The 17,722-nt window shown below is 38.7% G+C and carries 12 protein-coding genes; all 12 read left to right on the plus strand.

Annotated features, from left to right (window positions below; genetic code table 11):
- The first annotated feature begins 143 nt into the window (after positions 1-143).
- Positions 144-3,479, plus strand: coding sequence for a glucosaminidase domain-containing protein (locus PGR14_RS06075; protein WP_055246621.1), 3,336 nt, complete (start codon positions 144-146; stop codon positions 3,477-3,479).
- Between the two features lie 138 nt (positions 3,480-3,617).
- On the plus strand, positions 3,618-5,195 hold the full coding sequence (locus PGR14_RS06080) for a hypothetical protein (RefSeq protein ID WP_156339407.1): 1,578 nt from the start codon (positions 3,618-3,620) through the stop codon (positions 5,193-5,195).
- A 66-nt stretch (positions 5,196-5,261) separates the two neighbouring features.
- Entirely contained in the window at positions 5,262-7,217 is a 1,956-nt protein-coding gene (locus tag PGR14_RS06085) for a polysaccharide biosynthesis protein (protein ID WP_022220081.1), read from the plus strand.
- 172 nt (positions 7,218-7,389) lie between these two features.
- Complete coding sequence (locus PGR14_RS06090) at positions 7,390-8,394, plus strand: glycosyltransferase family 2 protein (protein WP_022220080.1); 1,005 nt, start codon at positions 7,390-7,392, stop codon at positions 8,392-8,394.
- A 14-nt stretch (positions 8,395-8,408) separates the two neighbouring features.
- The gene (locus PGR14_RS06095) at positions 8,409-9,197 is read left to right on the plus strand and encodes an ABC transporter permease (RefSeq protein WP_022220079.1); all 789 of its coding nucleotides are present in this window, start codon (positions 8,409-8,411) and stop codon (positions 9,195-9,197) included.
- Between the two features lie 11 nt (positions 9,198-9,208).
- The gene (locus PGR14_RS06100; protein WP_022220078.1) at positions 9,209-9,949 is read left to right on the plus strand and encodes an ABC transporter ATP-binding protein; all 741 of its coding nucleotides are present in this window, start codon (positions 9,209-9,211) and stop codon (positions 9,947-9,949) included.
- A 12-nt stretch (positions 9,950-9,961) separates the two neighbouring features.
- Positions 9,962-11,767 (plus strand): glycosyltransferase, encoded by a 1,806-nt coding sequence (locus PGR14_RS06105; protein WP_022220077.1) that lies wholly within the window; start codon positions 9,962-9,964, stop codon positions 11,765-11,767.
- A gap of 3 nt (positions 11,768-11,770) precedes the next feature.
- Entirely contained in the window at positions 11,771-13,600 is a 1,830-nt protein-coding gene (locus tag PGR14_RS06110; RefSeq protein ID WP_022220076.1) for a glycosyltransferase family 2 protein, read from the plus strand.
- A 42-nt stretch (positions 13,601-13,642) separates the two neighbouring features.
- Positions 13,643-14,836 (plus strand): DegT/DnrJ/EryC1/StrS family aminotransferase, encoded by a 1,194-nt coding sequence (locus PGR14_RS06115; RefSeq protein WP_270223162.1) that lies wholly within the window; start codon positions 13,643-13,645, stop codon positions 14,834-14,836.
- A 9-nt stretch (positions 14,837-14,845) separates the two neighbouring features.
- Complete coding sequence (locus PGR14_RS06120; protein WP_008374631.1) at positions 14,846-15,526, plus strand: sugar transferase; 681 nt, start codon at positions 14,846-14,848, stop codon at positions 15,524-15,526.
- Positions 15,527-15,549: 23 nt separating this feature from the next.
- Positions 15,550-16,548, plus strand: a complete 999-nt coding sequence (locus PGR14_RS06125) for a glycosyltransferase family 2 protein (RefSeq protein WP_022220074.1) — start codon at positions 15,550-15,552, stop codon at positions 16,546-16,548.
- Positions 16,549-16,566: 18 nt separating this feature from the next.
- Complete coding sequence (gene glf, locus PGR14_RS06130) at positions 16,567-17,664, plus strand: UDP-galactopyranose mutase (RefSeq protein WP_022220073.1); 1,098 nt, start codon at positions 16,567-16,569, stop codon at positions 17,662-17,664.
- Positions 17,665-17,722 lie beyond the last annotated feature (58 nt).

Below are 17,722 nucleotides of genomic sequence, written 5' to 3' on the forward strand. Positions count from 1 at the left end.
TAGAAGAGACGCTGAAGTGATTTGCCATGAACTTCAGCGTTTCTCTGCCTTGAAAGTTATAAAAATGTTGCTACTCTAAGAATGTGGGTGCTATACTAAGACTGAAACAGTGGGGGATCTGATGAATAAGTAAGGAGAATACTATGGGAAAGAAAGCAAAGCAAATGGCTGCACTTTTTATGGCAGGTGCTGTGATAACAGGAATGACAGAAATGCCGCTTCGTGTATATGCCGAAGAAGAACCTCAGAAAGTCGAAGAAAAGCTGATAGAAACAGACGAATATGGAAACGTGTATGAAATAGAACCGGAAATAGGATTAGTTGAAGAAGACAAAAGTATTCGAATGGCAAGATCTTCTTCTGCCCAAATCGTCAATTTTAATACAAAAGGTGCTGTGGTTACAGAATACACAGAAGCAGAAACCGGCGCCCAGGGATATACCTGCGGTGCGTACGGTGCGGACGCTGCTTATCTTGGAACCAGCGATGGAAAAGTGCGGTTTATGCTTTCAGGCGTGATCGGAGAAATCGATCCGGATGAAGTACAGGTCGTAGATATTTCCCAGGTTGAATCCCTTAGTTGTTATCAGGTCTCATCCGGAAGACTCTATCATAATATCGTTGGAAACGTAACGAATAATGATTACAATGCCTGCCTGGACAATGGACCGGCACCGGAGTATCTTGCAGAGGGCACTGATTATTATAGTTATGACGGACATTATTTTTACACCTACGATAATTTTGAAAATATGCTGGAAGATTATCAAAACGGTGACCGTTCACATTCTGTGAATCCGTCTGCTCCATATTATAATTATTTTCAGTATCTGCCGCTTCGCAGTCAGAGCAATTATAGTGCAGATGAATTGAATTCTATCATCAATGCAAAGACTGATTCGGACTCTAAAATGTGGGATAGCGGTGCACAGTTTGTGAAAAATCAGGATACATACGGTGTAAATGCCCTGATGATGGCAGGAACAGCAGCCCTTGAGAGCGGATGGGGAAAGAGTAGTATTGCAAAGGAAAAGAATAATCTTTTCGGTTTAAATGCTGTAGATACCTCTCCTGGAGAGAGTGCCAATAGTTACAAGGATGTCTCTACCTGTCTCAAGGATTTTGCGGAAACTTATATGTCGAAGCAATATTTAAGACCGGGATGTGGAACCTATAAAGGAGCCTATCTGGGTAATAAAGGAAGTGGAATTAACGTCCACTATGCATCCGATCCGTTTTGGGGTGAGAAGATCGCCAATTTGATGTGGAGCCTCGACAGGACAAATGGATCAAAGGATTATGGAAAATATTCCATTGGAATAAAGGATTTGATAAACAGTGAACATACCACGCTGAATGTCAGAAAAGAAAGCAATACTTCTTCTGATGTGCTGTATAAGACAGCTGCTCAGTCACAGTATGCATTTTTACTTTTGGATAATGGTGAAGCAGCGAATGGATTTTACCGGGTTCAGAGCGATGGTGTCCTTACAGAGGGAAGAAACGGAGTAGACAGCAGTACCGGTAACTATAATTTTCAGGATATGTATGGATATGCCAGTACAGATTACATTTCACTTATTCAGAAAGGAAATGGATCTTCTTCAAATGTGAAGCCGCCTGAAAATAACAAGCCGGATACAGGGGAAGAGGTAGAGCCGGTAGCAGTACCGGATGAAGTGAAGGATGCCTTATCTGTTTCGGCACACGTAACAAATCTTGGATGGTTAGATGAAACCGGAAATGGTGAAAAGGCAGGTACTGTAGGCCTTGGATACGCAATGCAGGCCATGAAAATGCAGATATCAGGAATTGATGGTCTGGGTATCGAATATCGTGCCCATGTGGCGGATGATGGCTGGCAGGATTATGTTGCAGACGGTGAACAGGCAGGAACAACCGGGCAGAGCAAAGCAATACAGGCAGTTCAGATTCGTTTGACAGGCGAAAAGAAAGACGAATATCAGATTCTATATCGTGCCCATGTGGCAAATGATGGATGGCAGAATTATGTCACAACAGATGAGATTGCAGGAACAACCGGAGAATCGAAGGATTTACAGGCAATCCAGATCGTATTGCTGAAAAAAGAAAAGGATGTAGATGTTGAGAATAAAGACCTCCTTTCTTACAGTACTTTTGTGCAGGATCTTGGCTGGACCGGTCAGGTGAAAAATGGAGAACAAAGTGGTACAGTAGGTTTGTCGAAAGCAATCCAAAGTATAAAGATTAATGCAAATCTTGCAGACCTAAATGTGGAATATTCAACTTATGTGCCAAATGCAGGATGGCAGGAATATGCTGCAGATGGAAAGGAATCGACAGCAAATGACGATCCAAAAAGAACCGAAGCTATAAAAATCAGATTAAAAGGAACGCAGGCAGAGAATTACGATATTTACTATCGTGTTTATACAAGCAATTATGGCTGGCTTGGCTGGGCAAAGAATGATGAGGAGTCAGGAACTAAAGGTTATGACTGCCAGGCAGAAGCCATTCAGATCGTTGCAGGCAAAAAAGGAATGGATGCTCCCGGAAGTACGGAAAACGCATTTGTGGAGAAGGATCCGACCGTTTCTTATGCTGCGTATGTCAATGGTGAAGGATGGATGAGTCCGGTTGAAAATGGAGAAACCAGTGGTACAACAGGAAAGTCCTTGGCTTTAGGTGGAATCAAAGTTAATTTGCCTGATAAAGGTTACGCAGGAACCATTCAATATATGTCACATATACAGGATATTGGTTGGGACAGCTGGAAAGAGGAAGGTGAAGTAAGCGGCACTGCAAATGGCCAGAAGAGGCTAGAAGCTGTAAAAATCAGACTGACAGAAGAAATGGAAGAAAGATATGATATCTATTACCGTGTCCATGCGCAGAATTTCGGCTGGATGGGATGGGCCAAGAATGGAGAGGCTGCCGGAACCGAAGGCTATGGTTACCGTGTAGAAGCCATTCAGATTAAAATTGTAAAAAAAGGTGCACAGGCTCCGGGAACAACGGAACAGTGCTTCAGTAAAAAATGGACCTCCATCGTCTATTCTGCTCATGTACAGGATATTGGCTGGCAGAATAATGTAAAAGACGGGGCTCTTGCCGGAACTACCGGGGAAAGTAAACGAGTAGAAGCAATCAAAATATCCCTGTCAGGTCAAAAAGCAGAGGGAAGTGTGGAATATAGTGCCCATGTACAGGATATCGGCTGGCAAAAGTCTGTAAAAGACGGAGCCCTTGCCGGAACCACCGGAAAAGGAAAACGAGTAGAAGCGATCAAGATTAATCTTACCGGAACGCTTTCTGAATCATGTGATGTGTATTACCGTGTCCACGCACAGGATTATGGCTGGCTCGGATGGACAAAAAATGGTAATCCTGCAGGTACAGAAGGACTTTCAAAAAGAATAGAAGCAATCGAGATCAAAGTTGTTACAAAGGGAGATACTGCTCCGGAAATGGGCAAAGAAGCATTTGTCAAAAAATAAAAATACAGGCATCAATGGAAAGGTAGGAATATGAAAAAGTTTTTGAGAGATAAGAGCAGTCATATTATATTCATATGTGTTCTGCTTATACAGATCATTTTTATGATTTTTTATTGTGATATGAAAAAAGGATATTTTGTGGATGAGTTATGGTCCTATGGACTTTCTAACAGTTATTACCACGCACAGATCTGGGAAGATGGAGCATTAGATAATCCGGAAATCAGTCCGGATATGTTTAAGGAATATATGACAGTCAATGAGGGAGAAGCCTTCAAATTTGGATCTGTTATCTATAATCAGACCCATGATTCCCATCCACCTCTTTTTTATATGGTTTTGCATGCAATCAGTTCATGCTTTCCGGGACAATTCAGTAAATGGTTTGGTCTCATTCCTAACTTGTTGTATTATGCAGTAACAATTATATTTTTGTATAAAATAGGAAAATTAATCAAAAAAGATAAATATTTTGCTTTCTTTCCGGTTTTGTTTTTTGGATTTAGTATTGCAGCGGTAAATATGGTGACATATATTCGAATGTATATGTTATTAACCATGTGGTGTACCATTTTCGCATATGAACATTTGGAAATGATGGCATCAAGAAAAATCAAAATGAAAAATTTGATCAGTATTTTGCTTGCTACTTTTGGCGGTGTATTTACACATTACTATTTTGTGATTTTTGCATTTCCTATGGTGATCTTTCAGATGATCTGGATGATCATGCGAAAAGACTTTAAAATGACCGGAAAATATGTAGTGAGCGGAGGCGTTGGCGGAGTTTGTGCTGTTGCGTTATACCCTGCAATTCTTAAGAATCTGACAGGTACAGGAGTGAGCCATAGCCAGAAAACACTTCAGAATATGCATAATTTTTCAGATTGGACGTCACGAATCAGAAAATTCTGGGTTATAGTCAGTGAAGAGATGTTCGGCGGTGTCTTCATGCTGCTCCTGATTGTCTGCTGCCTTGGAATTCTTGCATATCTTATCACACAGGTTTTGTGGGAAATGAAGCTGCAATATCATGCAGATCACTATGAAATTGCAGTGAATAATAAAGAACACACAAAAACTGTTTATGTAAAAGTAAAAAGAGAAACATATTTGATCTGTGATATAATACTTACTTGTGCTTTTGTATTTGTTATTTCAGCAAAAATCTCGCCATGGCAGGTGAACAGGTATATCATGAATTTGTTTCCTTTTCTGTCTCTGCTGTTTTGCTACCTGCTTTATTTTATCTATAAGTTATGGATAAAAAATAAAGCAAAGATTCAGATTGCAATGGTTATTTCAATGATGCTGATAGGAGGCTTGACGTATTATGTAAATGATCCTTGTTATTTATATCCGGAAGGAGAAAATAATATTGCAATCAGTAAAGAATATGCAGATACAACATGCTTGTATGTTTATACAACGTCTTATATAATGATTAACGAAGGGTTAGAATTACAGAATTACCAACGTTTATATCAAATGTATTACAAAGATCTGGATATAAAAGTACCGGACGTTTCAATAGAAAATTCCAAATTAGTTGTATATTTGGATCGAATACTTGATAAAAAATATGATGATCTCGGTGAAAAGGTAACCATGGATCCTGAAAAATGCTTAGAAAAGATACAGAAATTAACCGGACTTAAAAATTCAAAGGAATTGTATCAGGATGAAAAGGCATATGTATATGAGTTATATAACTAAGCGGAGATTGGTTAGAGAACGGTAATATTTTGTGACAGTATTATGTTGTACAAATGGAGGTCGCTTATGAAAAAAACATGGGGATTGCAAAATTCCAGAAGTCGGATGATCGCACTGTTTATTGTAGATATCTTAAGTGTGATCCTGGATTCTTATCTGGCAATTATTTTGCGTTTTAAATTGGATAATATCTGGGTACCGGCAGAGTATATGTACAGTGTCGAGAGCTATATGGTCATCAATGTTATCACAACAGTAGTCATTTTTTTAGTACTTAATCTGTATAACAGGGTATGGTCTTATGCCAGCATAAATGAGATGCTTGCCATTCTTGGTGCAACAATGCTGTCAACGGTCTTTCAGGCTTTCGGTTTCAGTTTGTTGTATCTGCAGGTTCCGAGAAGTTATTATTTCTTCTATTTTATTTTGTTAAGTATCACAACGATCATCACTCGATTTTCTTATCGCATTTTGCATACCATGGAAAATGGATTGAAGAAATCAACCAGGCATAGCCGTAACACCATTGTGATCGGTGCCGGCGAAGCCGGAAATATGATCATCAAAGAATTAAAAAGCAGTAAATACCTGAATCAGAAGGTTGTCTGCGTGATTGATGATAATCCTTCCAAAAAAGGAAAATACATTCATGGAATCCGCATTGTCGGAGGAAGAGATAAGATTCAGGAAGCAGCAAAGAAGTATGATGCAGAAGAAATTATCCTTGCAATTCCTTCGGCAGGAACAAAAAATACCAGAGATATCTTAAGAATCTGTAATCTTACAGATTGTAAACTTAAGATATTACCGGGAATGTATCAGCTGATCAATGACGATGTAGGAGTGTCAAACCTGCGGGAAGTATCCATCGAAGATCTTCTCGGAAGAGATACTATTGAAATTGATATGGAAAGCGTTGGGCAGTATGTGAGAAATAAAAGAGTATTGGTTACGGGAGGCGGCGGCTCCATCGGAAGTGAATTATGCCGTCAGATCGCTTCCCACAATCCAAAGCTTCTTATCATTTTTGATATCTATGAGAACAATGCCTATGACATTCAGCAGGAGCTGGTTCGTAAGTATCCAAATCTGAAGTTGGAAGTACTGATAGGTTCTGTTCGAAATACAAGTCGAATTGAAAGCGTCATGGAGCATTATCGACCGGATGTTGTTTTTCATGCGGCAGCCCATAAACACGTGCCACTTATGGAAGACAGCCCGAATGAAGCCATTAAAAACAATGTGTTTGGTACTTATAAGACAGCAAGAGCTGCGGACAAGTACGGGGTAAAGAAATTTGTACTGATCTCTACGGATAAAGCAGTAAACCCTACCAATATCATGGGTGCATCGAAACGTATGTGTGAAATGATCGTACAGACCTTCAGCAAATATTCCAGAACAGAATACGTGATCGTACGATTCGGGAATGTGTTAGGAAGTAATGGAAGCGTTATTCCGCTGTTTAAAAAACAGATGGAGGCAGGAGGTCCTGTGACAGTTACGCATCCGGATATTATCCGTTATTTTATGACGATACCGGAAGCAGTTTCACTGGTACTTCAGGCGGGAGCTTATGCCCATGGCGGAGAAATCTTTGTGCTGGATATGGGAGAGCCTGTGAAGATTGCTGATCTGGCAAAGAATCTGATCCGACTTTCCGGATATACACTTGGTGTGAATATGGAGATCAAGTATACCGGTCTTAGACCGGGGGAAAAGCTGTATGAGGAATTGCTGACAAAAGAAGAGGGACTACAGAAAACAGCGAACAACCTGATTTTTATCGGCAAACCTCTTGAGTTCGATGAAGTACATTTCCTCAGCCAGCTGCGAGAGCTGGAAAAGGCAGCAATGGAAGAAAGTCCGGATATTAAAGAAAAAGTTGCAGATATGATTTCTACTTATCATATCAGACCGGAAGATAAAAAAAGAGACAGTGAGGCTTTTCAGAAACTGGTCAGTTTAGGGAGGATCAGTCATGAAGGACCCATTGTAGATGAAAAACACAGTGGTATATAAAGTGGGCAGATTTGACAAAGATGCGAGTATTTGATATAATCTTTCCATCTAAAGAAAAGTGTAGTATAATATTCTAGTAATCAGAATAAAAGTTGGTGATTCAGATAGAACTAAATATCTGTAAAACCAACTTTTTTTGAGAAAAATAGTATTAAATCAGGTTAGGAGAACAATGGACGAGAAAATATTAACAGTAACTGTCCCAAGTTACAATGTGCAGGCATATCTGGAAGACTGTCTGGAATCCTTTGTGAATTCTGAAGTCATGGATGATATTGAAGTTTTGATCGTGAATGATGGTTCCAGCGATGATACTGCAACAATTGCGGAAAGATATGTTTCAAAGTATGAAAATACGTTCCGGTTGATCAATAAAGAAAACGGCGGACATGGTTCCACCATCAACACGGGAGCTCGTGAGGCAAGAGGAAAATATTTTAAAGTTGTTGATGGAGATGACTGGGTAGACACCAGAAGCTTCATCCGACTGGTGAAACTTTTAAAAGAAATTGATGCTGATATCGTTGCATCGAATTATACCTGGATCAACCATACGACACGGCTGCCGGAAAAGAGGCAGGAATATCCGTTTGAAAAAATCGAGTATAACAAGCTCTACCAGTTTGAGGAGATTGTTGGTAAGACCATCATAGATATGCATGCCACGACTGTGAAGACGGAGCTTTTCAGGAAAGCAAATGAACAGATTGATGAACACACTTTTTATGTAGATGTAGAGTTTATTGCATTTCCGATTCCTTACGTGAAGACAGTATATTTTATGGAAGACCCTGTTTACCAATATCGTCTGGGACTTCCGGGACAAAGTATGTCCATTGAAAAGATGCAGAAGAATCTGAAGAATCATCTGCGGGTTCTTATGCGGCTCAATCAGTACTGCAAAAAAGTCGAGAAGACGGCTCCAAAGGCAAATCTGGAGTATATCAGGGAATTGACAGCAACAATCCTTACCAGTCAGATGAAAATTTATATCAGCTTTCCTCTGAAGAATGGTATGCGAAAAGAAGCAATGAAATTAGATGCATATTTTTATCATAAGAACAGAGAAGTGTATGACAGAGTAAAGAATCCGGCAGTGTTGTTTTTACGGAAAACAAGATATGCTGCATTCCCGTTAGCTGTACTTGCATTTAAAGGCCGAAGAGATTCATATTAAATTGGAGAAGAATAATGAGCGTAACAAGAGATAGGATAAATACATTTTTTAGATATAAAGATTTATTAAGAGAACTGGTAGTCAGAGACGTGAAATTAAAATACAGAAGAAGTTTTCTGGGATATGTGTGGAGTATTTTGAATCCGCTGCTGATCATGCTTGTAATGACACTGGTATTTTCCCAAATGTTCCAGCGCGGAATCGAAAACTTTCCGGTTTACCTGCTGACAGGTCAGGCATTATTTGATTTTATGAATAATGCAACCCATATGTCTATGTATTCTGTGTTGGATAATGGAGCTTTGATCAAGAAAATATATGTACCTAAATATATTTTTACCTTATCAAAAGTAACAAGTTCCCTGATCGACCTTATTTTTTCAATGGGAGCATTGATTCTGGTCATGCTGATCACCAGAGCACCGTTTTCACCATATATCCTGCTTTTTCCATTGGTAGTGATTCCGCTGTATATCTTTGTATGCGGATTGGGCTTTTTCCTTTCTGCTGCGAATGTTTTCTTTCGAGATATTCAGTATATCTACAATGCCATCACAGTAGCATGGATGTATGTAACTCCAATGTTTTACCCGATCGAGCTGCTTCCGGACTGGCTCAGAAAGCTGGTAGAATACTGTAATCCAATGTTTTATTATATCCAGTTCTTCAGAGATCTTGTTTTATACAGACATTTTACAACTCCAAGAATCTTTATTGGTTGCTGGGTAATGGCTTTTATCATGCTGTCAATTGGACTTGGTGTATTTAAGAAAACACAGGATAACTTCATTTTATATATCTAGGAGAAGGGCGAATGAACGAAGAATATATTGTTGATGTTGATAACCTGACGATTCGGTTCAACATGGCATCTGAAAAGGTAGATAACCTGAAAGAATATGTGATCAAACTGATCAAACACGAATTGATGTTCCAGGAATTTCTTGCGTTAAAAGATGTCAATTTAAAAGTAAAAAGAGGAGAGGCGTGGGGACTGATCGGAACAAACGGATCCGGAAAGTCAACGCTTTTAAAAGCCTGCTGTGGAATTTTAAAACCATACAAAGGTTCAGTTACTACAAAAGGGACCATTGCACCGTTGATTGAATTGGGTGCCGGGTTTGATATGAATATGACGGCTAGAGAAAATGTGTTTTTGAATGGAACTGTACTTGGACATTCAAGAAAATTTATGGAAGAGCATTTTGATGAAATTATTGAATTCGCAGAATTGCAGGATTTCTTGGATGTTCCGATTAAGAATTTTTCCTCTGGTATGCAGGCAAGACTTGGATTTGCAATAGCTACCATGGTGAGACCGGATATTCTCGTGGTTGATGAAATATTATCCGTTGGTGATTACCAGTTCCAGCAGAAATGTTATGAGAGAATGGGGCAGATGTTGAGTGGAGGAACAACTCTGTTATATGTTTCTCATGATATAAATTCTGTCAGACAGTTATGTGATCATGCTATTTGGATTGACAAAGGAAATGTTCGAATGAGTGGTCTGGTAGAAGAAGTAACAACTGAATATATGCATATGAATCAGTAAGTGGTGAAAAGCATGATATTACAAAAAATTGTATGGAATCAACAGTCTGTTGAGGAACCAGAATTATACTATAAATTAAAAAACGGAATTAAGTCAGAGAGTGGAATATTGCTTAATGCAGGTGGTGAAGCAGATTTCTTGACATATATGAATATTTTTTCTGCTGAAAAATGGAGAAAGTATACAGGTATTCAATCGGTTTGTGTGTCTGTTAATTTTAAAGGAAAAATAAAGGTTGTCATATATGCCTTATCCTGCAAGAATAAAAAAGTATGTTCGAAGATAATTATGCAATTTCCAATGGAAAGCAAAGGCGAAGATTCCGTGAATACTCCAATATTTGCTTTACCGGAGAGTGGAGTAGTAGGTGTATCCATAATCGCTGAGGAGGATACAGCCCTCTATGCAGCAAGTTATATGACTGATGAAGAGAGGGAAAAGAAGGAAGTTAAGATAGGAATAGGCATTTGTACTTTCAAACGTGAGAAGTATGTTGAGCGAAATATGAAAGTATTAAAAGAAAATCTGCTTAACAATGAGAATGCCTTATCTTATGGACATTTGTCGGTATGCATATCCGATAATGGCGGTACATTAGTAAGAGAAAAAATCGAGGATGAACATATTCGCATTGTTAAGAATAAAAACCTTGGTGGAGTGGGTGGATTTACCAGAACGATGTTCGAACATATGCGAGATGATAGTATTACACATGTTTTATTGATGGATGACGATGCTGTGATTTCTCCTGAAGCGATAGAACGAACTTATACATTATTGACCCTGCTTAAAGAGAAATACAGAATGGCAGTAATCGGAGGCTCATTATTAAGAGAAGATTTGCCAACTCTGCAGTATGAATGTGGTGCCTGCTGGAATGATGGTGATATTGTTGCGAATAACCATAATTTTGACATGACACAATTAAAAAATGTCGTGATAAATGAACAGATTCAAAAAGCAGAGTATACAGGCTGGTGGTATTCGTGTATTCCGGTTCCGTTTATTAAGGAAATGCATTATCCTTTGCCGTTTTTTATCCATAGAGATGATATAGAATATGGATTGAGGGCAAATGGGCAGTTTATTTTCTTAAATGGAATAACGATCTGGCATGAAGCTTTTGAAAATAAATTACCTGGTTTCCTGGAGTATTATGATGTCAGAAATCTGGCAATTACGAATGCAATCCATAATCCGCAGTTTGCTGCAAAGGATTTCAAAAAGATGCTTTTTGTGCAGGTCAGCAGTAATATCGGAAAATACAGATATAAATATGTGGATCTGAATTTGAAAGGTGCGGTTGATTTTTTAAGAGGTTTTAAGTGGTTTTATAATGCGGATACCTTAGGTGTGCATGATGGATTAAAAAAATATAATTATCAGTCTATGCCGGCAGAAGAATTTATAGGACATAATGGAATCAAGCCGGAAGATCTGGATCCATGTGGTAGACCGGAGGCTGAACCACCGTGTAAATTAAAGCGAATATTGATCATGTTGTCAATGAATGGTCATTTTCTGCCTGCATATAAAAACAGAGCGACAAAAGTAGCCAGACCAAATCCGAATATTTATGACTTGTTCCGCTGCAATGAGGTTGTGTATGCTGATGCAGCAGGAAATGCAATTTGTGTGAAGCGGAGCAGGATAGAACTACTAAAAGCATATATAAAAATGTTGAAAGTATTTCGATTAATAGATTTGCATTATGACAAGGTTTGTGAAGAATATAGAAAAAATCATTCGAAACTTGAAAGCAAGGATTTTTGGAGCAGTTATTTAGAGTTAAAAGAAGTACAAAATAAGGAGATGTAAACAATGGAGTTAAAATTGCAAAGTATTCTATTTCCAGATAAAGAAGAATATACAGATAATGCCGATCTTTTTTATAAGGGTGGATTAGGAATCCGTGATGCTGAAGAAAAATGTTTTGTATTTTCAAAATATAGTACATGTGATTTTGGGGCATATTTAAATGCCTTTTCTATGAAAAAATGGAAAAAACACACAAAAATCGGCAAAACGATGTTGAAGCTTGAAATTAAAGGTGACTTTGAGCTGGTTCTGTCCGGATATCATAGAATTGAGAATTCAGCAAAAAGAAATGTTTTGTTAAAGAAAGAATACCATTGCGATCAAAAAGCAGAAATTATTGTTGAGATTCCATCAAATAAGGACACATTGATTGCATTTGAACTCCGCATGTATTCAGAGTGCTGTGTATATGGTGGTGGTTATTATGCTGAGGTAAATGAAAGTGATTTCAATGAAGTGAGACTTTCAATCGCAACGACAACATTTAAAAAAGAAGACTTTATTCGTAAAAATGTTAAAATGATCAAGGATGAAATTTTAACTCAGGATGATATCATTGGAAAAAATGTTTATCTTCACATCGTTGATAATGATGAGGGTCGAGTATTGTCGGCGGAAGAATTTGAAGGTCCGCATATTTATTATCACAGAAATAAAAATGTAGGCGGTTCAGGTGGATTTACACGAGGAATGATCGAATCTATTCGCCAGAAACCAAAGGCGACTCATGTATTATTGATGGATGATGATGTTGTTGTTTTATCAGAAAGTATAAAAAGAACATATTTATTATTGTTACTGGCAAAAGAAAAATATAAAGATTATATTATCAGTGGTGCCATGCTTTGTTATGAAGAGATGGATGTTTTCCATGAAGATGTGGGATTTTTAGGAGCAGATGGAGGACAGAATTCTTCAAAAGGTCATGGAAAAATTGTAGAGATGGCTGAAATGCTTCAAAAAGAGGAAGCAAAAACGAAAAAGGCTGATTCCTATGCTGGCTGGTGGTATTGTTGTGTACCGGTAACAATGATCGAGAAAAACGGATTTGCATTACCATTGTTTATCCGTGTTGATGATACGGAATTCAGTTTCCGTAATAATGCTAAATTTATTACCATGAACGGTATTTGCGTATGGCATATGGGCTTTACTTTAAAGTTCAATTATTTCATGGAATATTATCAAGTATTCCGTAACTTTTTGATTGAAGAGGCATGTAATCCGTCCAGAAACAGAAGAGAACGTATCTGGAAACGTTTTAATGGTATGTTTTTAACGGAAATACTGCGCTTTAATTATGATGCTGCAGAAATCATTGTTGATGCAATCAGAGATTATTTAAAAGGACCTGCTTTTATTGAAACGGAAAAATGTCAGGAACGATTAAAAACAATGTCCGCAAAAAATGCAAATATGGCAGATCTTGCAGAATTTGATGAATATGGGGTGGATATTGATTCTATTTATCAAACAGATCACAGAAGTCTGAAGGATACCATTCTTTATCGTCTGACTTTTAATGGACAGCTTTTCTGGCCAAAAAAATGGTTACGGAAAGGGCCGGCGGCGGTTGCTCATGACTGGTTCTATAATCCACAGAGACAATGCCTTGTAGATAGTGTCATTGCAATTAATCCAAATGCATATACTGCAGAAATCAGATATCTGGATAAGAAGAAATTCAGACAGGTCATGAAATACTATCTTGAAACAGTGAAGCGTTATAAAAAAATTCACAAAGAAGTAGATAAAGCTTATTATAACAGAAGAAAATATTTGACATCTTATAAGTTCTGGAAAGAGTATTTAGAATTAGAAAAGTATCAATAAAGATCTAAAATTTATGAAGAAAGAAGTTTTTTTATGAAAAACATGCATATCGCTTTCTCTCCTCCGGATATCACGGAAGAGGAAATAGCAGAGGTTGTAGATACGTTAAGAAGTGGCTGGATCACAACAGGACCAAAGACGAAGCTTTTTGAAAAGAAACTGTCAGAATATATGGAAACAAACAGGGTGGTCTGTCTGAATTCAGCAACAGCCTGCCTGGAGATGACACTGCGTCTTCTGGGAATTGGACCGGGAGATGAAGTAATTACAACTGCCTATACTTATACTGCATCAGCCAGTGTAGTAGAGCATGTAGGTGCAAAACTGATTCTGGTGGATGTGGCAAAAGATTCTTACGAGATGGATTATGAGAAGCTGGCAGATGCAATCACAGAGAAGACGAAAGCGGTTATCCCGGTAGATCTTGCCGGAATTATGTGTGACTATGATAAGATATTTGAAATTGTAGAAGCAAAGAAATCACTTTTCCATCCGGCAAATGAACTTCAGGAGAAGTTTGGCAGAGTGATTGTGGTGGCAGATGCTGCACATGCATTTGGCGCAGAGCGAAAAGGAAAGAAATGTGGACAGGCTGCAGATTTCACAAGTTTTTCCTTCCATGCAGTAAAGAATCTTACCACAGCGGAAGGAGGAGCAGTCACATGGCGTCCGATCGAAGGTGTGGATGATGATGAGATTTATAAAAAATATATGCTTTTTTCACTGCATGGTCAATCCAAAGATGCGCTAGCAAAGACGCAGCTTGGCGCATGGGAGTATGATGTTGTGGCACCTTATTTCAAATGCAATATGACCGATATCATGGCTTCTATTGGATTGGTACAGTTAAAGCGCTATGATGCATTATTAGCACGGCGTCGGGAAATCATAGGAATGTATGATAAAGCACTGGAAAGTCTTCCTGTGAATGTACTGAATCATTTTGATACAGATCATAAGTCCAGCGGACATTTGTATCTGATCCGTGTTCAGGAAAAAACACGGGAAGAATGTAATGAGATCATTACGAAGATGGCAGAGCATGGCGTAGCAACGAATGTGCATTACAAACCGTTACCGTTGTTATCTGCATACAAAAATATGGGATTTGATATCAAAAATTATCCAAATGCTTATGCTTTATTTGAAAATGCAATTACATTACCGCTTCATACGAAACTTACCGATGAAGAGGTAAAATACGTGACGGATGTATTGAAGGAATGCATCGGATAGGAATGCTGTATGAGAAAATGGGACGAACTTCCGAAGTTTATGAGAACAGACGAAGTAAAACAATACTATGATATTCTGATCAGACACGAAAAAGAATTAAGATTAAAGAGATATTTTGACATTCTGCTTTCGATGATTTTACTTGTCATTTTATCACCGATCATGTTAGTCATCAGTATTGCAATCAAGCTGGATTCACCGGGACCGGTGATTTACAAGCAGGTGCGTGTGACACAGTATGGAAAGAAATTTCACATTCTAAAGTTCCGTACTATGGTGCAGAATGCGGACAAGATGGGAACACAGGTTACGATCAGTCAGGATTCCAGACTGACACGGGTTGGAAAAGTGATCCGTGGCTGCAGGATTGATGAATTTCCGCAGCTTATCAATGTTCTTCGTGGAGAGATGAGTTTTGTTGGAACCAGACCGGAAGTTGTGAAGTATGTAAAAGGCTATACTAAAGAAATGTATGCGACTCTTTTGTTACCGGCAGGAATCACTTCCAGAGCCAGCGTATGCTACAAAGATGAGGGTGAAATGCTGGAGCATGTAGAAGATGTGGATTATGCTTATATTCATGAAGTGCTTCCGGAGAAGATGAGTTATAATCTGGAAGATCTGCGCAAATACAGTCTGTGGAGAGATTTTATGACCATGTTTATGACAGTATTTGCAGTATTACGATAAGAACTACAGTATAGGAGAAATGTATGTTAGTATCAGTTTGCACGATTGCGCGCAATGAAGAAGAGTATCTTCCGCACTTGCTGGAGGATATCACAAAACAGGATTACCCGGCAGAGCAGATCGAAGTTGTGATGGTGGACAGCAGTTCAACAGATGGAACCAGACGGATTATGGAACGTTTTGCCGAAGAAAATCCGCAGTATCATAACTGCTTTGTTACGGAAAATCCGGGGAACAATCAGGCATCCGGATGGAATCAGGCAATCCGTAGTTCAACCGGAGATATTATTATCCGTCTGGACGCACATGGACGCATTCCAGAGGATTTTGTTTCCAAGAATGTGGAATGCATGGAAAGCGGAGAATATGTCACCGGGGGGCCAAGACCGAATCTTCCGGAGAAGGACACACCTTGGCAGAGACTTCTACTGAGCGCGGAAAGTTCGATGTTTGGAAGTGGAATCGCAGGTTTCCGGAGAGAGAATGAAAAGAAATATGTAAAGTCCATGTTCCATGCAGCGTATCGGAGAGAAGTATTTGAAAAGGTTGGACTTTTCAATGAAAATCTGGGAAGAACGGAAGATAATGAGATGCATTACCGGATCCGGCAGGCAGGATACCGCTTATGCTACGATCCGCAGATTCATTCCTGGCAATATGTGAGAAGTTCGATTCCGGGAATGATGAAGCAGAAATACGGCAATGGAGACTGGGTAGCAAGAACTCTTGGCGTATGTCCTGGATGTCTCAGCATTTATCATTTTGTGCCGTTTGCTTTTGTGATTGCGATTCTTGTGACATCCATTTTGGTAGCACTAAAGAAGCCATTTCTGGCGATTGCCATGTGGATCACTTATTGGTGTGGTGCAATCGGAATGGCAATTCTGTCTGTAAAAAATGAGGCGAAGCATATATGTCAGCTTTTGCTTCCGGGAATCTTCTTTTTACTTCATTTAAGTTATGGAGTGGGAAGTGTCGTCGGAATGGGAAAGATGATAAAAGATAAAATTACAAAGAAATAAAAGAGAGGATTTAGTATTATGAAGTATGATTATTTAGTAGTAGGATCAGGATTATATGGGGCAGTATTTGCTCACGAAGCAAAGAAAAAAGGAAAAACCTGTCTGGTAATTGACAAGCGTCCGCATATCGGTGGAAATATTTATTGTGAAAATATTGAAGGAATCAATGTTCACAAATATGGTGCACATATTTTCCACACATCCAACAAACAGGTTTGGGATTACATCAATCAGTTCGCAGAGTTCAATAATTACATTAACTCACCGGTAGCAATTTACAAGGATGAGCTTTACAATCTGCCATTCAACATGAATACATTCAGCAAAATGTGGAATATCAAGACACCACAGGAAGCAAAAGATATGATCGCAAAACAGGTTGCAGAGACTGGAATCACAGAGCCGAAGAACCTGGAAGAACAGGGATTATCTCTTGTAGGAAAAGATGTATTTGAGAAATTGGTAAAAGGTTATACCGAAAAACAGTGGGGACGTGCCTGCAAAGACCTTCCGGCATTCATCATCAAACGTTTACCGGTAAGATTTACATTTGACAATAACTACTTCAATGACAGATATCAGGGAATCCCGATCGGCGGATATACAAAGATCATTGAAAAGATGCTGGACGGAATCGAAGTAAAGACAGATACCGACTACTTTGAGTTCATCAAAGAAAATCCGGATATCGCAGAGAAGACACTGTTTACCGGAATGATCGACGAATACTTCGGATACAAGCTCGGAGCACTGGAATATCGTTCGGTAAGATTTGAAACAGAAGTGCTTGAAACAGACAACTATCAGGGAAATGCAGTCGTAAACTATACCGAAAGAGAAGTTCCTTATACACGTATCATCGAACACAAGCATTTTGAATTTGGAAAGCAGGAAAAAACTGTTATCTCCAAAGAGTATTCTTCCGAATGGAAAGTAGGAATGGAACCATATTATCCGGTAAATAACGAACAGAACAATAAGCTGTTTGAAGAATACAGAAAGCTTGCAGAGCAGGAAAAGAATGTGATCTTTGGTGGACGTCTTGGAAATTATAAGTATTATGATATGGATAAGGTAATTGAGGCGGCACTGGAGATGGTGGCTGAGGAATTATAAAAGGTTTGGATAAATCAGGATATGTTGCAAAGCATATCCTGATTTAAACTGTCTGTAA

Origin of the sequence: Coprococcus sp. AF99-45, from assembly GCF_027663865.1 — a bacterium.
In the GTDB taxonomy this organism is placed as follows: Bacteria; Bacillota; Clostridia; order Lachnospirales; family Lachnospiraceae; genus Allocoprococcus; species Allocoprococcus comes.

Bases quoted from the DNA above. Each gene is read 5' to 3' on its own strand.
- PGR14_RS06075 (WP_055246621.1), top strand. From the start codon at position 144: ATGGGAAAGAAAGCAAAGCAAATGGCTGCACTTTTTATGGCAGGTGCT.
- PGR14_RS06115 (WP_270223162.1), top strand. From the start codon at position 13,643: ATGCATATCGCTTTCTCTCCTCCGGATATCACGGAAGAGGAAATAGCA.
- PGR14_RS06100 (WP_022220078.1), top strand. From the start codon at position 9,209: ATGAACGAAGAATATATTGTTGATGTTGATAACCTGACGATTCGGTTC.
- PGR14_RS06110 (WP_022220076.1), top strand. From the start codon at position 11,771: ATGGAGTTAAAATTGCAAAGTATTCTATTTCCAGATAAAGAAGAATAT.
- PGR14_RS06085 (WP_022220081.1), top strand. From the start codon at position 5,262: ATGAAAAAAACATGGGGATTGCAAAATTCCAGAAGTCGGATGATCGCA.
- PGR14_RS06095 (WP_022220079.1), top strand. From the start codon at position 8,409: ATGAGCGTAACAAGAGATAGGATAAATACATTTTTTAGATATAAAGAT.
- PGR14_RS06125 (WP_022220074.1), top strand. From the start codon at position 15,550: ATGTTAGTATCAGTTTGCACGATTGCGCGCAATGAAGAAGAGTATCTT.
- PGR14_RS06090 (WP_022220080.1), top strand. From the start codon at position 7,390: ATGGACGAGAAAATATTAACAGTAACTGTCCCAAGTTACAATGTGCAG.
- glf (WP_022220073.1), top strand. From the start codon at position 16,567: ATGAAGTATGATTATTTAGTAGTAGGATCAGGATTATATGGGGCAGTA.
- PGR14_RS06105 (WP_022220077.1), top strand. From the start codon at position 9,962: ATGATATTACAAAAAATTGTATGGAATCAACAGTCTGTTGAGGAACCA.
- PGR14_RS06120 (WP_008374631.1), top strand. From the start codon at position 14,846: ATGAGAAAATGGGACGAACTTCCGAAGTTTATGAGAACAGACGAAGTA.